The organism is Lysobacter hankyongensis (assembly GCF_039543145.1).
Taxonomy (GTDB): Bacteria; Pseudomonadota; Gammaproteobacteria; order Xanthomonadales; family Xanthomonadaceae; genus Lysobacter_I; species Lysobacter_I hankyongensis.
Genome location: NZ_BAABJE010000010.1, coordinates 43,239 through 60,797 on the forward strand (window position 1 = coordinate 43,239; position 17,559 = coordinate 60,797).

The 17,559-nt window shown below is 66.4% G+C and carries 14 protein-coding genes and 1 riboswitch; of the genes, 10 read left to right on the forward strand and 4 right to left on the reverse strand.

What is annotated here, in order from left to right; translation table 11 throughout:
* Window positions 1–171: 171 nt before the first annotated feature.
* The 4 genes from ABD974_RS09900 to sucC form a co-directional block, all read right to left on the reverse strand.
* Complete coding sequence (locus tag ABD974_RS09900) at window positions 172–1,179, reverse strand: ribonucleotide-diphosphate reductase subunit beta (RefSeq protein ID WP_345303157.1); 1,008 nt, start codon at window positions 1,177–1,179, stop codon at window positions 172–174.
* A 114-nt stretch (window positions 1,180–1,293) separates the two neighbouring features.
* A complete protein-coding gene (locus ABD974_RS09905; RefSeq protein WP_345303158.1) occupies window positions 1,294–3,744 on the reverse strand; it encodes a ribonucleoside-diphosphate reductase subunit alpha in 2,451 nt (816 codons plus the stop codon).
* A 252-nt stretch (window positions 3,745–3,996) separates the two neighbouring features.
* Window positions 3,997–4,236, reverse strand: a riboswitch (cobalamin riboswitch).
* Between the two features lie 124 nt (window positions 4,237–4,360).
* Window positions 4,361–5,236: a succinate--CoA ligase subunit alpha gene (gene sucD, locus ABD974_RS09910; RefSeq protein WP_345303159.1), complete on the reverse strand. Its 876-nt coding sequence runs from the start codon at window positions 5,234–5,236 to the stop codon at window positions 4,361–4,363.
* A gap of 132 nt (window positions 5,237–5,368) precedes the next feature.
* Window positions 5,369–6,535 (reverse strand): ADP-forming succinate--CoA ligase subunit beta, encoded by a 1,167-nt coding sequence (sucC, locus tag ABD974_RS09915; RefSeq protein ID WP_345303160.1) that lies wholly within the window; start codon window positions 6,533–6,535, stop codon window positions 5,369–5,371.
* A gap of 207 nt (window positions 6,536–6,742) precedes the next feature.
* Here sucC and ABD974_RS09920 point away from each other — a divergent pair, with 207 nt between their 5' ends.
* The 10 genes from ABD974_RS09920 (at window position 6,743) to coaE (ending at window position 17,490) form a co-directional block, all read left to right on the forward strand.
* On the forward strand, window positions 6,743–8,344 hold the full coding sequence (locus ABD974_RS09920) for a sensor histidine kinase (protein ID WP_345303161.1): 1,602 nt from the start codon (window positions 6,743–6,745) through the stop codon (window positions 8,342–8,344).
* 85 nt (window positions 8,345–8,429) lie between these two features.
* Complete coding sequence (locus ABD974_RS09925; protein ID WP_345303162.1) at window positions 8,430–9,863, forward strand: sigma-54-dependent transcriptional regulator; 1,434 nt, start codon at window positions 8,430–8,432, stop codon at window positions 9,861–9,863.
* 126 nt (window positions 9,864–9,989) lie between these two features.
* A complete protein-coding gene (gene tfpZ, locus ABD974_RS09930; RefSeq protein ID WP_345303163.1) occupies window positions 9,990–10,775 on the forward strand; it encodes a TfpX/TfpZ family type IV pilin accessory protein in 786 nt (261 codons plus the stop codon).
* Between the two features lie 289 nt (window positions 10,776–11,064).
* Entirely contained in the window at window positions 11,065–11,487 is a 423-nt protein-coding gene (locus ABD974_RS09935; protein ID WP_345303164.1) for a pilin, read from the forward strand.
* Window positions 11,488–11,630: 143 nt separating this feature from the next.
* Window positions 11,631–12,065 carry a pilin gene (locus ABD974_RS09940; protein WP_425562679.1) on the forward strand — a complete coding sequence of 145 codons (435 nt, stop codon included), beginning with the start codon at window positions 11,631–11,633 and terminating at the stop codon, window positions 12,063–12,065.
* Between the two features lie 215 nt (window positions 12,066–12,280).
* Window positions 12,281–12,703, forward strand: a complete 423-nt coding sequence (locus tag ABD974_RS09945; protein ID WP_345303166.1) for a pilin — start codon at window positions 12,281–12,283, stop codon at window positions 12,701–12,703.
* A gap of 258 nt (window positions 12,704–12,961) precedes the next feature.
* A complete protein-coding gene (gene pilB / locus ABD974_RS09950) occupies window positions 12,962–14,722 on the forward strand; it encodes a type IV-A pilus assembly ATPase PilB (RefSeq protein WP_425562671.1) in 1,761 nt (586 codons plus the stop codon).
* Between the two features lie 3 nt (window positions 14,723–14,725).
* A complete protein-coding gene (locus ABD974_RS09955; protein WP_425562672.1) occupies window positions 14,726–15,988 on the forward strand; it encodes a type II secretion system F family protein in 1,263 nt (420 codons plus the stop codon).
* Window positions 15,989–16,007: 19 nt separating this feature from the next.
* Window positions 16,008–16,871, forward strand: coding sequence for a prepilin peptidase (locus ABD974_RS09960; protein ID WP_345303168.1), 864 nt, complete (start codon window positions 16,008–16,010; stop codon window positions 16,869–16,871).
* Between the two features lie 4 nt (window positions 16,872–16,875).
* A complete protein-coding gene (gene coaE / locus ABD974_RS09965) occupies window positions 16,876–17,490 on the forward strand; it encodes a dephospho-CoA kinase (protein ID WP_345303169.1) in 615 nt (204 codons plus the stop codon).
* Window positions 17,491–17,559 lie beyond the last annotated feature (69 nt).

Consider the following 17,559-nt stretch of genomic DNA (forward strand, 5'->3'; position numbering starts at 1 on the left):
GTATCGCGATTGCCCCCACCCCGACCCTCCCCCGCCTTGCGGGGGAGGGGGCAAGACAACGGGCTCGGGCGAACCTCTTCCCCGCCGTCAAGCAGATGCCTGAATATCCGACGTGCCGCGAGAGGCGACCTCCCTCCAAGGCGGGGGAGAGTTGGGGAAGGGGCAAGTCACTCAGAACGCATCGTCGAACGCCACCGCTCCGCTGATGCCGACCTGATAGGCCGAGACCCGGCGCTCGAAGAAGTTCGCCAGTTCCTGCACGTCCTGCAGATCGAGGAAGGGAAACGGATTCTTCGCGCCGAACTCGGGCGCCAGGCCCAGCGCGGCGAGGCGCTGGTCGGCGACGTAGCGCAGATACTGGCGCATCTCGCCCGGCGACAACCCGTTCACGCCCTGCGACAGCACGTCGTCGGCGAACGCGGCTTCGACCTCGACCGCCTCGTGCAGCATCCGGCGCACGTCGTTCGCCATGTCGGCATCGAACAGGCCCGGGTCCTCCCGGCGCGCGGTATGGATGACTTCGAACGCGAACGCCATGTGCCCGGATTCGTCGCGGAACACCCAGTTGGTGCCCGCCGCCAGGCCCGGCAACAGTCCGCGCGAACGCAGGAACCAGACGTAGGCGAAGGCGGCGAAGAAGAACAGGCCTTCGATGCAGCAGGCGAAACAGATCAGGTTGAGCAGGAACTGCCGACGCTGTTCGCGCGTCTCCAGCCGCTCCAGCGATTGCACCGAATCCATCCAGCGGAAACAGAAATCGGCCTTGGCGCGGATCGACGGGATGTTCTCCACCGCCGCGAAGGCGTCCGCGCGCCGCGCCGGGTCGGGAATGTAGGTGTCGAGCAGGGTCAGGTAGAACTGCACGTGCAGCGCTTCCTCGTACAGCTGGCGCGACAGGTACATCCGCGCCTCCGGCGCGTTGATGTGGCGATAGAGATTCAGCACCAGATTATTGGCGACGATGCTGTCGCCGGTGGCGAAGAACGCGACCAGACGTTCGATCAGATGCCGGTCCGCCGGCGCCAGTGTGTGCTGGAGGTCGTTGAGGTCGATGCCGAAATCGATCTCCTCCACCGTCCAGGTGTTGCGGATGGCATCGCGGTACATCTCGTAGAACGTCGGATAGCGCATCGGCCGCAGGGTGAGCGCGAAGCCGGGATCGAGCAGATGTTGGGTCATGGGATGCTCCTGCCCCCTCCCCCGCATGCGGGGGAGGGTTGGGGTGATGTGATGGAAGCATGCGAAAGGCCCCCATCCCGACCTTCCCCCGCATCGCGGGGGAAGGAGAAAGGCTTACTGGCAGGCCTCGCAGGCTTCCGGGTTTTCGAGCGAACAGGCCAGCGCTTCCTGGGGCGTGTAGGCCTGCGCCACCGTCGCCTTCGCGATCCGCGTCGCCGGACGCGAGCGCAGGTAGTAGGTCGTCTTCAATCCGGCCTTCCAGGCGTACATGTACATCGACGACAGCCGGCCGATGTTCGGGCTCTCCATGAACAGGTTGAGCGACTGCGACTGGTCGATGTACGGCCCGCGCGCGGCCGCCAGATCGATCAGCGCCTTCTGCGGCAGTTCCCAGGCGGTGCGATAGACCGACTTCAGCACGTCGGGAATGCCGTCGATGCCCTGCACCGAGCCCTCGGCGAGCTTGATCGCATCGCGCGTGGCTTCGGTCCACAGGCCGAGGCGTTTGAGTTCGTCGACCAGATGACGATTGATCTGCAGGAAATCGCCGGACAGGGTTTCGCGCTTGAACAGATTGCTGACCTGCGGCTCGATGCATTCGTAGCAGCCGGCGATCGACGCGATGGTCGCGGTCGGCGCGATCGCGATCAGCAGCGAATTGCGCAGGCCGTGCGCGGCGATCCGCGGCTTCAGCGCCTCCCACGCGTCGCGTTCGGCCGGTTCGGCATCCCACAGGTCGAACTGCAGGGTCCCGGCGGCGGCGCGGGTCTCGACGAACGCCGGATGCGCGCCGTGTTCTTCGGCGAGCTCGCACGAGGTCTCGATCGCATGCAGGTAAACGCGTTCGGCGATGCGCGTGGACAGGGCCAGCGCTTCGGCCGAATCGAACGACAGACGCAGCCGGAAGAACACATCCTGCAGGCCCATCACGCCCAGACCGACCGGACGCCAGCGGAGGTTCGATCGGCGCGCGGATTCGATCGGATAGAAATTCAGGTCGATCACGCGATCGAGTTGACGCACGGCCACGCGCACGGTTTCGGCGAGCTTCCCGAAGTCGAAGTGCGGCGCCCCGCGTTCGTCGACCGCGACATGCTTGGCGAGGTTGATCGAACCGAGATTGCAGACCGCGGTTTCCTCGGCGGACGTCACTTCCAGGATTTCGGTGCACAGGTTCGACAGATGCACCGTCCGCCCCGGGCCGACCTGATTGCAGGTGCGGTTCGACGCGTCCTTGAACGTCATCCAGCCGTTGCCGGTTTCGCCCAGTACTTTCATCATGCGCGCGTAGAGGTCGCGGGCCTTGAGCGTGCGCACCGCCAGCCCCTGCTGCTCGGCCTGCGCGTAGGCGCGCTCGAAGGCCTCGCCCCACAGATCGACGAATTCCGGCACCGTGTTCGGATCGAACAGAGACCAGTCGCCGTCGTTCTCGACCCGCTGCATGAACAGGTCCGGCACCCAGTTCGCGAGATTGAGGTTGTGGGTGCGGCGCATCTCGTCGCCGGTGTTGTCGCGCAGTTCGAGGAACTCCTCGATGTCCGCGTGCCAGGTCTCCAGATAGATGCAGGCCGCGCCCTTGCGCTTGCCGCCCTGGTTCACCGCCGCCACCGAGGCATCGAGGGTCTTCAGCCACGGCACGATGCCGTTGCTGCGGCCGTTGGTGGAACGGATCAGCGCACCGCGCGAACGGATCCGCGAATACGACTGGCCGATGCCGCCGGAGAACTTCGACAATTGCGCCACGTCGCCGTAGCGGGCGTAGATGTCGGCCAGCGAATCCTTCGGCGAATCGAGCAGGAAGCACGACGACAGCTGTTCGTGGCAGGTGCCGGCATTGAACAGCGTCGGCGAGCTGGGAATGTAGTCCAGCGATGACATCAGCGCGTACAGCTCCAGCGCCGCGCCCGGGCTTTCGGTCAGCGCCACCGCGATACGCATGAAGAACTGCTGCGGCGTCTCGATGACCGTGCGCCGCTGCGGGTGCTTCAGCAGGTAGCGGTCGTAGAGCGTGCGCAGGCCGAAGTACTCGAAATGACGGGTGCGGGCGATGTCGATCGCATCGTTGAACTTGCGCGCGTGGATCTCGACCACGCCGCGCACGCGGTCGTTGATCAGGCCCAGCGCGTGCCCCAGCGCGATCGACTGCGAGAACGAATGCACGCCCTGTCCGGCCACTTCCTTGTCGATGTAGCCCGACAGCAGACGCGCGGCGAGGCGCGCGTATTGCGGCTCGTCGGCGGTGAACGCGGCGGCGGTACGGATCGACAGTTCGTCCAGTTCGCGGGTGGTCGCGCCGTCGTAGATGCCGGCGATGGTCTTCAGCGCGACCCGCATCGGGTCGATGTCGTCCAGGCCATCGCAGCAGCGCTGCACGGCGCGGACGATCTTGCCGACGTCGACCGGCTCGCGGCGGCCGTCGCGCTTGGTGATGGTCATGGCGATGGCCGCATGCGGCGGCGCCAGCGCGAAATCGCGCTGCGGACCTGCGGCCGGTGCGGTCGCGGCCGCATCCGTGGTTCTGGTGGGTGGCCTGCTGGGTGTTCTGGTGGGTGTCGCGGTGGTCATCGGTCCTCTCCGTTGCGCAATGGAGAGGAAGCGAAAGCGGCGGACGCGCGCGTCCCGCTGCGGGACGGATCGGGTGCCACGACGGCGGTCGCGACCGATGCGCACGGACACCGGCCCTCGCCCCCTCGGGCGAGCCTGCGTCTGCGCGGATTGCGGATCGAAGCGATGCACCGGACACGATGCGGCGCGGGCTTCCTGCCCGTGCGCGACTTCGACCGACGCTCCCCGCGGAGACGGTGGCCAGACGGCGCCTGTCGGGCGCCGGTCGAGGCAGGTCTTCGGGCTTACAGGCGCGCGACCGGACCGGTCGCTCCTACTGCGCGTCGCTTCCCAGCCGTGCGTCCCGTTGCGGGACAAGGCCAGTGCCATTGACGCGGGTCGTTCCTGATTACCGCTGCGGGGCAGCCCCGGAATCGAGCGCGATGGCGCTCACCGGGTTCCCATTTCAGCCGACCCCGGGCGGGGTCGGCACCTTCGACGGGCACAACATAGTGGGCCGATCGCCGAGGGTCAACACAAAATGTCGGGCGCCTTGTTTCATACGCGCAAAACGAAGGCCGCCCGGAGGCGGCCTGCGTCGAACTGCGCGATCAAACGGCGCGCGCGTGACGAAGACTTACTTCGCGAGGCGCTTCGCGATGGCGGCGCCGAGGTCACCCGGCGAGCGCACGGTGGTGATGCCGGCCTTTTCCATCGCCGCGAACTTGCCTTCGGCGGTGCCCTTGCCGCCCGACGCGATCGCGCCGGCGTGGCCCATGCGCTTGCCGGCCGGGGCCGAGGCGCCGGCGATGAAGCCGACCACCGGCTTGGTGACATGCTGCGCGATGAACTCGGCGGCTTCCTCTTCGGCGCTGCCGCCGATCTCGCCGACCATGATGATGCCCTCGGTCTGCGGATCGTTCTGGAACAGCTTCAGCGCATCGATGAAGTTGGTGCCGTTGATCGGGTCGCCGCCGATGCCGATGCAGGTCGACTGGCCGAGGCCGGCGTCGGTGGTCTGCTTCACGGCTTCATAGGTCAGCGTGCCCGAGCGCGAGACGATGCCGATCTTGCCCGGCAAGTGGATGTGGCCCGGCATGATGCCGATCTTGCACTCGCCCGGGGTGATCACGCCGGGGCAGTTCGGACCGATCAGCACGGCCTCCGGATAGCCCTTCAGCGTGTTCTTCACGCGCAGCATGTCGAGCACCGGAATGCCCTCGGTGATGCAGACGATGACCCGGATGCCGGCGTCCGCGGCTTCGAGGATGGCATCGGCCGCGAACGGCGGCGGCACGTAGATCACCGACGCGTCGGCGCCCGTGGTCTTCACGGCGTCGGCGACGGTGTTGAACACCGGCAGGCCGATGTGCTCGGTGCCGCCCTTGCCCGGCGTGACGCCGCCGACCACCTGCGTGCCGTAGTCGAGCATCTGCTGCGCGTGGAAGGTGCCCTGCTGGCCGGTGAAGCCCTGGACGATGACTTTGGTGTTCTTGTTGACGAGAACGGACATGGGTTCGAAATCCTTGGGTTGTCTCCTTCCCCCGCATGCGGGGGAAGGTCGGGATGGGGGCCGTTCGTCGCCCCCACCCTAGCCCTCCCGCGCGCGCGGGGGAGGGGATTCATGAGAGGTGTTCTCTGCGGATCAGGCGGCCTTCACCGAAGCGACCGCCTTCTTCGCGCCGTCGTTGATGTCGTCGGCGGGAATGATGGCGAGGCCCGAATTCTTGAGGATGTCCTTGCCCAGTTCGACGTTGGTGCCTTCGAGGCGGACGATCACCGGCACCTTCACGTCGACTTCCTTCACCGCGGCGATGATGCCCTCGGCGATCATGTCGCAGCGGACGATGCCGCCGAAGATGTTGACGAAGATCGCCTTCACGTCGGGATCGCGCAGGATCAGCTTGAACGCCTCGGTCACGCGCTCCTTGTTGGCGCCGCCGCCGACGTCGAGGAAGTTCGCCGGCTCGCCGCCGTTGAGCTTGATCACGTCCATCGTCGCCATCGCGAGACCGGCGCCGTTGACCATGCAGCCGATGTTGCCGTCCATCGTGACGTAGTTGAGATCGTGCTGGCTCGCCAGCACCTCGGTCTCGTCTTCCTGGCGGATATCGCGCATCGCGGCCAGTTCCGGATGGCGGAAGGTGGCGTTGTCGTCGGAATTGATCTTGCCGTCGAGCACCGCGAGGTCGCCGTTGGTGAGGATGGCGAGCGGGTTCAGTTCGACCAGCGCCAGATCCTTTTCGTTGAACAGCTTGTACAGGCCGAGCATGATCTTCGTGAGCTGGCCGACCTGCCTGGCGTTGAGGCCCAGCGCGAAGCCCATGTCGCGGCACTGGTAGGCCTGCAGGCCCTGGACGTAGTTCACGTGCAGAGTCTTGATCGCGTCGGGATTCTCGACCGCGGTCTTCTCGATCTCGACGCCGCCGTCGGCAGAAGCGATGAAGGTGACCGCCTTGCTGGAACGGTCGACCAGCACCGAGAGGTACAGCTCCTGGGCGATGTCGGTGGCCTGGGTCACCAGCACGCTGTCGACCGGCAGGGCGACACCGGCGGACTGATAGGTGGCCATCTTCGTGCCGAGCATGGCCTTGGCGTATTCGCGCACCTCGTCGTAGGTCTTGGCCAGCTTGACGCCGCCGGCCTTGCCGCGGCCGCCCGCGTGGATCTGGGCTTTCACCACCCAGAAGTCGCCGCCGATGGCCTTGGCCGCATCGACGGCCTCCTCCGGAGTGCGCGCGACGCGACCGGCCGGGACTGCGATGCCGTACTCGGCAAACAACTGCTTCGCCTGATATTCGTGGAAATTCATGTGGGTTCCATGCGGGGAAGACGGCCGCACGCGGGTGCGGGGGCCGCGTCGCGATCGCCTCCGGCGGGAGCCGGATGGGCGGACGGGCGCGGACAGGCCGATATTCTCGCCGATGCGCCGGGCGCGGGCCAGCCCGGACCATGGTCGAAGCCGGCGCGGGCCGCCGGGCACGCCTATACTCGCCCGACTTCCCCACGGACCCCGGGCTTGAGCCTCTCCACCGCATCCGCCCAGCCGGCACAGGACTACCAGCGGCGCGAGCTGTATCTGTTCGCGCTGTATCGGGTGCTCGAAGCGGGGCTGCTGGCCCTGCTGGTGTTCAGCCCGCTGGCGAAGCTGGAACCGCAGGCCGGCCATGAGCATTGGGTCGCGGCGGCCGCAACGCTCTATGTGATCGCCGCACTGGCGTTGTTGTTCCAGGCGCGCAGGGCCGGCGATGTGGTCCGGCCGACGCTGATCGGCGTCGGCATCGACATCCTGGTGGCTTCGTACGTCGCGCATGCCGTGCCTTCGGCGACCTCCGGCGTGGCGCTGATGCTGCTGTTCAATGTCGGCTCGGCCTCGCTGCTGCTGTCGCTGCGGATCGGACTCGGCATCGCCGTGCTGGCTTCGGCCGGACTGGCCGCGGCCTATCTGTGGACCCTGCTGGTGGAGCAGCAGACCCCGCGGCCGATGGCGGAACTGATGATGTTCACGGTCAGCTTTCTGGCCATCGCCACCCTGACCCATCAACTGCGCTTGCAGATGCGCAAGACCGAGGCGCTGGCGGAACGCCGCGGTGCCGAAGCGGTGCGGCTGGCCGAAATCAACGAACTCATCATCCGGCGCATGCGCACCGGCGTGCTGCTGGTGGACCGCGAAGCCCACATCCGTCTGGCGAACGAGGCGGCCATGCTGTTGCTCGGCGAGAGCGCCGCCGGTACCCGCCGGCTGGTCGAGGCCGCGCCCGAACTCGCGCTGCGGCTCAGCGAGTGGCTGCGCAACGGTCTGCCCAACGACACGCCGCTGCGGCTGGGCAACGACCAGTTCGAGGTGGTACCGCGATTCGCGCGCCTGCTCGCCAACAGCGACAACACCCTGATCTTCCTCGACGACACCTCGCTGGTCTCGCGCCGCGCCGAATCGCTCACGCTCGCCGCGATGGGCCGTTTTTCGGCGAGCCTGGCCCATGAGATCCGCAACCCGCTGGCGGCGATCAGCTATGCGGCGCAGTTGCTTGAGGAATCGCGCGACCTGCCCGACGGCGACCGTCGCATGGTGCAGATCATCCACCAACAGTGCATGCGCACGAACAGCATCGTCGAAAGCGTGCTGGGCCTGGCGCGGCGCGAGCGCGCGACCGCCGAACATCTCGAACTGGTCGGATTTCTGCGCGGCTTCATCGATGAATTCCGGCAGACCGTGCCCGACGAGACCGACAACATCACGCTCGCCGCGCCGCAGCCGCTGGTGCCGGCGCTGATCGACCCCAAGCATCTGCACCAGATTCTCACCGCGATGGTGCAGAACGCGCGGCGCCATGGTCATCTGCCGGGCGAGCCGGCGCGCATCACCCTGCACGCCTACCGCCTGGACGATACCCCGGTGATCGATGTCATCGATCGCGGCCCCGGCATCCCGGACGCGGTGGTGCCGCAGCTGTTCCGCCCGTTCTTCACCACCTCCGAGCACGGCACCGGACTGGGCCTCTACATCGCCCGGGAGCTGTGTCGCGCCAACGGCGCCTCGCTGGATCACGTGCCCGTGCCCGGCGGCGGTTGCTGCTTCAGGATCACCATGCCGAGCCAACACACGCTGCTGCCGGCCTGATCGTCGTCGCCTATCGCTGCGCCGATCAAGCATTGCGGCTGTTGCGCCTGCCGCAAATGGGCTAAAGTTGACGCAGGAGGGCAATATGGCCGAGCAACGCAGTGCGCTGATCGTCGACGACGAGCACGATATCCGCGAGCTTCTGGTGGTGACACTGGGGCGGATGGGCTTGCGCACGGACACCGCACCCAATCTGGCCGTGGCCCGCGAGATGCTCAGCACGGTCGCTTACGATCTGTGCCTGACCGACATGCGGCTGCCGGACGGTTCGGGCCTGGAGCTTGTCGCCGAAATCGCCACCCGCTTCCCGACCACCCCGGTCGCGGTCATCACCGCCTACGGCAACGTCGAAGCCGCGGTGGAGGCCCTGAAGAGCGGCGCCTTCGACTTCGTGACCAAGCCGGTCGACCTGACCGTGCTGCGCGGCCTGGTCCGTCAGGCGCTCGACCTGAACACCCGTCGCCAGGCCAACCCGGAAGGCTCGACCCTGCTGCTCGGCGATTCGTCGGCCATGGTCGGACTGCGCGACACGATCGCCAAGGTCGCCCGCAGCCAGGCGCCGGTGCACATCCGCGGCGAATCCGGCACCGGCAAGGAGCTGGTCGCCCGCACCATCCACGCCCAGGGCTCGCGCGCGGCGGGTCCGTTCATCCCGGTGAACTGCGGCGCGATTCCCTCGGAGCTGATGGAAAGCGAGTTCTTCGGCCACAAGAAAGGCAGTTTCACCGGCGCGCATACCGACAAGCTCGGCCTGTTCCAGGTGGCGGACGGCGGCACCCTGTTCCTGGACGAAGTGGCGGAGCTGCCGCTGTCGATGCAGGTCAAGCTGCTGCGCGCGATCCAGGAAAAGACCGTCCGCCCGGTCGGCGCGAACGCAGAAGTCGCGGTGGATGTCCGTGTTCTCTCCGCGACCCACAAGGATCTCGACCAGCTCGTCGCCGACGGCAAGTTCCGTCACGACCTGTTCTATCGCATCAACGTGATCGAGCTGGACGTCCCGCCGCTGCGCGAACGTCTCGGCGACCTGCCGCTGCTGTCCGACGCCATCCTCAAGCGCCTCGCCTACGCCATGAAGCGTCGTGCGCCGAGCCTGTCTCCGGAAGCGGTCGCCGCGCTGGAGGTTTACCCGTTCCCAGGCAATGTCCGCGAACTGGAAAACATTCTCGAACGCGCCCTGGCGATGGCCGACGGCGAGATCATCGACGCCCGCGACCTGCGCTTGCCGAACGCACCGCAGGCATCCTTCGCGCCGCCCGCAGCGGCCGTGGCCGCCGTACCGCCGCCGATCGCCGGCATGATCGGCATGCCCCCGCCGCCGGCCGCCGCCGCGGACCCGCGTGCAGGCAATCCGCGCGACACCAGCACCAGCGCCCTGCCTTCCTACATCGAAGAGATCGAGCGCAACGCGATCCAGCAGGCGCTGCAGGAACACCGCTACAACAAGACCAAAACCGCCGCCGCGCTGGGTATCACCTTCCGCGCGCTGCGCTACAAGCTGAAGAAACTCGGCATCGAGTAAGCGGTGCCGCCGGTCCGGTCCTCGTCCGTGGCCGGCCCGCTCTGGCGGCTCGTCCACGCGAGCTTGCGCCCGCAGGGGCGTTGCGCATAATCGCCGACCAGGTCCATCCCGCACGTACCCGCCGCCATGACCCGCTGGAAAGCCGCTGCGATCCATTTCGCGATCAGTCTCGTCGTGCTGACGCTCATCGTGGGCTTCGTGGTCTGGCGCTGGTACCCACCCGAACTGTTCGCCATGGCTCGCGCGGGGGTGCTGCTCTCGCTGCTGGGGGGCGTGGATCTCGTCCTCGGTCCGCTGCTGACCCTGCTGGTCTACAAGACGGGCAAACCCTCGTTGAAATTCGATCTTTCCGTGATCGCCCTGCTGCAGATCGCCGCCATGGCCTTCGGCCTCCACACCGCATGGATGTCCCGGCCGGCGTATGTGGTCGCGATTTCGGATCGCTTCCGGCTGGTGTTCGCGAACGAGATCGATCCGGCCAGCGCGAAAAAGGCGCCGGCCGAATACCGGCATCCGCCGGCGCTGGGCCCGACCATCGTGGCCGCGCCGTTGCCCAGCGACCCGAAACGCCGATTGGAAATGATGCTGCTGTCCTTCTCCGGTCTCGACATCTCGCAGCAACCGGCGCATTTCGTTGCTTACCCGCCGGCCGATACCGCATTCCTCCGTCAAGCCGTCCCGGCCGACACCGTGCTGGAACTGGCACCGGCCAGGCAGCGTTCCGCCTGGCGGCAGGTCTTCGCACGCCATCCCGGCGTCGGTTCGCTGGCGATCCTGCCGCTGCAGTCTTCCCGCGGCAGCGCGAGCGTCGTCCTGCAGGCATCGGACGGCCGGATCCTCGGCTATTCGCATCTGGACCCGTGGCCGGTCGTGAATGCGCTCGTGGCGCGCAAGCGCCGGACATCGCGCTGACCCGATCACGGCATCGGCATCCGATCCTTCGCGCGGTTCAAGACTGACAGCGATGGGCACCCCGTCCGACACATGACGCATCGCGTCACTTTTTGCCGCTCGCGATACGTGATGCATGCCTCATCAGCAAGGAAGCTTCCGCGACGCGTGTCCGGTGACGAAACTTGGCATGGGATATGCGTACTTCTGTCATGCACGTGCTCTGTCGCACGGGCGCCCACGGAACCGGAGAAACTCTGGCCACGGGGCACGTGAAGGAAACCGCCACACCACTCCCGAGGGAACACCCATGAAGAAGCAGCAAGGTTTCACCCTGATCGAACTGATGATCGTCGTCGCGATCATCGCCATCCTCGCCGCCATCGCGCTGCCGGCCTACCAGAACTACGTCGCCAAGTCGCAGGCCACCTCCGGCCTCGCCGACATCCGCGGCGGCGTGACCGCCTTCGAAGAAGGCATCCAGAGCGGTGAGCGCGGCGCCGTCGCCGCCACCAATGCCGACGTCGGCTTGTCCGCCACCACCCCGCGCTGCAGCGCCATCACCGTCGCCGGCAACTGGAACGCGGCCAACGGCCAGTCGATCCAGTGCACCCTGATCGGCAACCCGAGCATCAACGGCCAGACCGTCACCCTGACCCGCGACGCCCAGGGCCAGTGGCCGTGCACCACCAGCATCGCCAACGTCAACCACCAGCCGAACGGTTGCCCGTAATCGCTGATGTGAGTCGATGACGATTCGAGAGGGGTGCTTCGGCACCCCTCTTTCGTTCCGGCAGACGCATCCCGGCATCCCAGATGGCACCGAAACTCCGTCAGAACCGAGCCCGCACCACGAGGATCCAGGACATGAGCGCCATGCACCGACTCAACCGAGGCTTCACGCTCATCGAACTCATGATCGTCGTCGCGATCATCGCGATCCTCGCGACCATCGCCCTGCCCGCCTACTTCAATTACATCGCGAAATCCCAGGCCACCGCCGGGCTGACCGACATCCGCGGCGGCGTCGTCGTCTTCGAGGAGCGGATCCAGAACGTCGAGGGCAATGCCGTGGGCGCGCCGGCCGGCCCGGCCGACATCGGCCTGGCGCCGAACACCGACCGCTGCAGCACGATCACCGTCGGCGGCAACTGGAACGCCGCCTCCGGGCAGATCATCCGCTGCACGCTGGCGGGCAGTCCCGACATCTTCGGTCAGACTGTGACGCTGACGCGCACCCTGCAGGGGCAATGGCCCTGCAGCACCAGCATCGCCAACGCCAATCACCGACCCAACGGCTGCGGACCTTAACCGGACCACTGCACGTACGGAACATGCCCGCAGTCGCAATTCATGAACGGGCATCGCCGACTCCATCTGCGAACGGGAAACTTGGCACGGCTCCTGCAATGCATTCCTACCGGACAGGTCGCTCCGCCCGCGTCGCCGATCCGTCCGGTCGCCACGCGCCGACAACGATCCAGACAGAAGCTCCGTTCCACCACTCCACTCCCGAGGGAATACCCATGAAGAAGCAGCAAGGTTTCACCCTGATCGAACTGATGATCGTCGTCGCGATCATCGCCATCCTCGCCGCCATCGCGCTGCCGGCCTACCAGAACTACGTCGCCAAGTCGCAGGCCACCTCCGGCCTCGCCGACATCCGCGGCGGCGTGACCGCCTTCGAAGAAGGCATCCAGAGCGGTGAGCGCGGCGCCGTCGCCGCCACCAATGCCGACGTCGGCCTGTCCGCCACCACCCCGCGCTGCAGCGCCATCACCGTCGCCGGCAACTGGAACGCGGCCAACGGCCAGTCGATCCAGTGCACCCTGATCGGCAACCCGAGCATCAACGGCCAGACCATCACCCTGACCCGCAACGCCCAGGGCCAGTGGCCGTGCACCACCAGCATCGCCAACGTCAACCACCAGCCGAACGGTTGCCCGTAATCGCTGATGTAGACAACCGGTGTTTCGGAAGGGGCGCTCAGGCGCCCCTTCTCCGTTCAGGCCCGACCCGTCGCCGACAACCTCTGGCGACCGCGCCGGGCCACTTTTTTTTCCGCCGCCCGCGGATCAGAATCGATCCCGGTCCGGCAGCGCACGCTGCGCGCCATTCGCTGGCGGCCCGATCCAGGCCACGGGCCTGGCCGAACCGGTACCATTGTCCGAAACTTCATGCCGTTTCGATGTTATCGTCGGGAGTGCATGATCCACTTGGGGTCTGCGGGGCGAGGGGCTGCTGACTTGAACGTTGCTCACACTTCCAACCTGATCGGGATCACCGGCATCGCCCGGCGTCTGGTGCTGGACGGCGCTCTCGACGAAACCGCCGCCCGCCAGGCGCTGGATGCGGCGACCCGCGAGAAGAAGCCGATCGCCAGTTACCTGCGCGAGCAGAAGCTGGTGACGCCCTCGCAACTGGCCGCCGCCAATTCGATCGAGTTCGGCATGCCGCTGTTCGACCCCGCGGTCATGGACCCGAGCCAGAGCGCGATCCGGCTGGTGAAGGACGAACTGCTGCAGAAGCATCACGTGCTGCCGCTGTTCAAACGCGGCGGCCGGCTGTTCGTCGGCGTCTCCGACCCCACGAATACCGCCGCGCTGGACGAGATCAAGTTCCACACGAACCTGCTGGTGGAACCGATCCTCGTCGACGAGGAGACGATCCAGCGCACGATGCAGGTGTGGCTGGACTCCAACGATTCGCTCGGCGGCATGGAAGATGCCGAAGGGCTGGACAGCCTGGACGTGTCGGGGGGCGAGGACGAAGGCGGCGACGGCGGCATCGACGCCAAGACCGACGACACCCCGGTGGTGAAATTCGTCAACAAGGTCCTGGTCGACGCGATCAAGCGCGGCGCCTCGGATATCCACTTCGAGCCCTACGAAACCGACTATCGCGTGCGCCTGCGCATCGACGGCATCCTCAAGCAGGTCGCCAAGGCGCCGGTGAAGCTCAGCCAGCGCATCGCCGCGCGCCTGAAGGTGATGTCGCAGCTCGACATCGCCGAGAAGCGCGTGCCGCAGGACGGTCGCATCAAGCTGAATCTGTCGAAGACCCGGCAGATCGACTTCCGTGTCAGCACCCTGCCCACGCTGTTCGGCGAGAAAGTGGTGCTGCGTATCCTCGACGGCAGCGCCGCGAAGCTCGGCATCGAAAAGTTGGGCTACGAGCCGGACCAGCAGAAACTGTTCCTCGACGCGATCAAGAAACCCTACGGCATGGTGCTGGTGACCGGCCCGACCGGCTCCGGCAAGACCGTCTCGCTGTATACCGCGCTCGGCATCCTCAACGAGGAAGAGCGCAACATCTCCACGGTCGAAGACCCGGTGGAAATCCGCCTGCCCGGCATCAACCAGGTGCAACAGAACCAGAAGCGCGGCATGACCTTCGCCGCCGCCCTGCGCAGCTTCCTGCGTCAGGATCCGGACGTGATCATGGTCGGCGAAATCCGCGACCTGGAAACCGCCGAAATCGCGGTCAAGGCGGCGCAGACCGGCCACATGGTGCTGTCGACCCTGCATACCAACGATGCGCCGCAGACGATCTCGCGCCTGATGAACATGGGCATCGCGCCGTTCAACATCGTCTCGTCGGTGAGCCTCGTGATCGCGCAGCGACTCGCGCGCCGGCTCTGCGGCAACTGCAAGAAAGAGTCCCACCTGCCGGAACACGCACTGCTGGCCGAAGGCTATACCTCGGATGAAGTGCGCGAGGGCATCACCATGTACGAAGCGGTCGGCTGCCCCGAATGCACCGGCGGCTACAAGGGCCGTACCGGCATCTACGAGGTCATGCCGATGACCGACAAGATCCAGGCCATCATCCTGCAGGGCGGCAACTCGATGCAGATCGCCGAAGCCGCACAGGCGTCCGGCGTGAACAACCTGCGCCAATCCGCGCTGCTCAAAGCCAAGAACGGCATCACCAGCCTCGCCGAAATCAACCGCGTCACCAAGGACTAACCCATGGCCGCTTCCCGCACCGCCGTCAAGAACGCCCCGACCGAACGCGCCGGCAACACCATGCCGATGTACGTCTGGGAGGGCACCGACAAACGCGGCATCAAGATGAAGGGCGAACAGCAGGCCAAGAACACCAACCTGCTGCGCGCGGAACTGCGTCGCCAGGGCATCACGCCGACCGTGGTGAAGCCCAAACCCAAGCCGCTGTTCGGTGCCGCCGGCAAGAAGATCACCGCGAAGGACATCGCGATCTTCAGCCGCCAGATCGCCACGATGATGAAATCCGGCGTGCCGCTGGTGCAGGCGCTGGAGATCATCGGCAACGGCCAGAAGAATCTGCGCATGAAGAACCTGGTCGATGCCGTACGCATGGACATCGAGGGCGGCTCCTCGATCTACGAGGCGATGAGCAAGCACCCGATCTACTTCGACGAGCTGTACCGCAACCTCGTGCGCGCCGGCGAATCGGCGGGCGTGCTCGAAACCGTGCTCGACACCATCGCGACCTACAAGGAAAACATCGAAACCCTGAAGGGCAAGATCAAGAAGGCGCTGTTCTACCCGGCCATGGTGATCGTGGTCGCGATTCTGGTCAGCTCGATCATGCTGATCTACGTGGTGCCGCAGTTCGAGGACGTGTTCAAGAACTTCGGCGCCGAATTGCCGGCCTTCACCCAGCTGATCGTGACCTTCTCGCGCTTCCTCGTGTCCTATTGGTGGATCATGCTGTTCGCGGTGGTCGGCAGCGTGGTGTCCTTCGTCTTCGCCTACAAGCGCTCGCCGGGCTTCCAGCACTTCCTCGACCGCGTGATCCTGAAGGTGCCGGTGATCGGCCAGATCATGCACAACTCGGCGATCGCGCGGTTCGCGCGCACCCTCGCCACCACCTTCAAGGCCGGCGTGCCGCTGGTGGAAGCGCTTGAGAGCGTCGCCGGCGCCACCGGCAACGCGGTCTACGAGAAGGCGGTGTGGCGTATCCGCGACGACGTTTCGGTCGGCTATCCGGTCAACATGGCGATGAAACAGGTGAACCTGTTCCCGCACATGGTCATCCAGATGTCCGCGATCGGCGAAGAGGCCGGCGCGCTCGACAGCATGCTGTTCAAGGTCGCCGAGTTCTACGAGCAGGAGGTCAACAACGCGGTGGACGCGCTGACCAGCCTGCTGGAACCGATGATCATGGTCATCATCGGCGTGCTGGTGGGCAGCATGGTCGTCGGCATGTATCTGCCGATCTTCAAGCTGGCCGCGGCCGTCGGCGGCTGATCGCCGGGCCCGCGCATCGATGGCATTTCTCGACCAGAACCCGGCCCTCGGTTATCCGATCGCGGCCGGGCTCGGCCTGCTCGTCGGCAGTTTCCTCAACGTGGTGATCCTGCGCCTGCCGAAACGGCTGGAGTGGGAGTGGAAGCGCGACGCGCAGGAAGAACTCGGACAGCCCGAACTCTACGACCCGCCGCCGCCCGGCATCGTGGTCGAACGCTCGCACTGCCCGCACTGCGGCCACCAGCTGTCGTGGTACGAGAACATCCCGGTGCTGAGCTGGCTGGCGCTGCGCGGCCGCTGCCGCAGTTGCAAGGCGCCGATCTCGATCCAGTATCCGGCGGTGGAACTGCTGACGATGCTGCTGGTGCTGACCTGCGTGTGGCGGTTCGGTTTCGGCTGGCAGGGCTTCGGCGCATCGCTGTTGAGCTGCTTCCTGATCGCCGGCGCGGGCATGGACCTGCGCACCAAGATCCTGCCCGACCAGATCACTCTGGTGTTGCTGTGGCTGGGACTGATCGCCAGCGTCGACAATCTCTTCATCCCTGCGAAGGCCGCGATCGCCGGCGCCGTGCTCGGCTATGTGTCGCTGTGGGCGGTGTACTGGGTGTTCAAGCAGCTCACCGGCAAGGTCGGCATGGGCCACGGCGATTTCAAACTGCTGGCCGCGCTCGGCGCCTGGGCCGGCTACAAGGCGCTGCTGCCGATCGCGCTGATGTCGTCGCTGGTCGGCGCCATCATCGGTTCGATCTTCCTCGCCATGAAGGGCCGCGACCGCAACACCACGATTCCGTTCGGCCCCTATCTCGCCATCGCGGGCTGGATCGTGTTCATCTGGGGCGATCAGATCATCGGCACCTACATGCGCATGAGCGGCCTGGACTGACACCGTGGCCGCGTATTGCGTCGGCCTGACCGGCGGGATCGCTTCGGGCAAGACCGCAGTCGGCCGCGCGTTCGAAGCGCTGGGCATCGCCGTCGCCGACGCCGACCTCGCCGCGCGCGAGGCGGTCGCCGCGGGCAGCGCAGGCCTGGCCGAAGTCGTCGCCGCCTTCGGACCCGACATCCTCGCCACCGACGGCAGCCTCGACCGCGCCGCGATGCGCCAGCGCGTGTTCGGCGACGACAGCGCGCGCAAACGCCTCGAAGCCATCGTCCATCCGCGCGTGCGCGAAACGCTGATGCGCCAGTGCGCGCAGGCCCCCGGTGCCTACGCCATCGCCGCGATCCCGCTGTTGACCGAAGTCGGCGGCCGCATCGCGTATCCGTGGCTGCAGCGCTTCCTCGTCGTCGACGCGCCGGTCGAGACCCAGCGCGCCCGGCTGATCCAGCGCGACGGCATCGACGCCGCACTCGCCGACAAAATGATCGCCGCACAGGCCACCCGCGAACAGCGGCTGGCGATCGCCGACGACGTGATCGTCAACAACGGCTCACTCGATGATCTGCAGCGACATGTCGCGGCGCTGGATGCGCGCTATCGTGCGTTTGCGGGCGCTGCATAATCGCACTTCCCGCGAAAAGGCGGCAGGCATATAGCCTTGATACCATCGTTGTCACCGACACCCTGATAT

Coding starts and splice junctions, on each gene's coding strand:
- ABD974_RS09955 (WP_425562672.1), top strand. CDS start 14,726: ATGGCCGCTTCCCGCACCGCCGTCAAGAACGCCCCGACCGAACGCGCC.
- ABD974_RS09905 (WP_345303158.1), bottom strand. CDS start 3,744: ATGACCACCGCGACACCCACCAGAACACCCAGCAGGCCACCCACCAGA.
- ABD974_RS09940 (WP_425562679.1), top strand. CDS start 11,631: ATGCACCGACTCAACCGAGGCTTCACGCTCATCGAACTCATGATCGTC.
- sucD (WP_345303159.1), bottom strand. CDS start 5,236: ATGTCCGTTCTCGTCAACAAGAACACCAAAGTCATCGTCCAGGGCTTC.
- ABD974_RS09900 (WP_345303157.1), bottom strand. CDS start 1,179: ATGACCCAACATCTGCTCGATCCCGGCTTCGCGCTCACCCTGCGGCCG.
- ABD974_RS09960 (WP_345303168.1), top strand. CDS start 16,008: ATGGCATTTCTCGACCAGAACCCGGCCCTCGGTTATCCGATCGCGGCC.
- ABD974_RS09945 (WP_345303166.1), top strand. CDS start 12,281: ATGAAGAAGCAGCAAGGTTTCACCCTGATCGAACTGATGATCGTCGTC.
- sucC (WP_345303160.1), bottom strand. CDS start 6,535: ATGAATTTCCACGAATATCAGGCGAAGCAGTTGTTTGCCGAGTACGGC.
- ABD974_RS09925 (WP_345303162.1), top strand. CDS start 8,430: ATGGCCGAGCAACGCAGTGCGCTGATCGTCGACGACGAGCACGATATC.
- tfpZ (WP_345303163.1), top strand. CDS start 9,990: ATGACCCGCTGGAAAGCCGCTGCGATCCATTTCGCGATCAGTCTCGTC.
- ABD974_RS09935 (WP_345303164.1), top strand. CDS start 11,065: ATGAAGAAGCAGCAAGGTTTCACCCTGATCGAACTGATGATCGTCGTC.
- pilB (WP_425562671.1), top strand. CDS start 12,962: ATGATCCACTTGGGGTCTGCGGGGCGAGGGGCTGCTGACTTGAACGTT.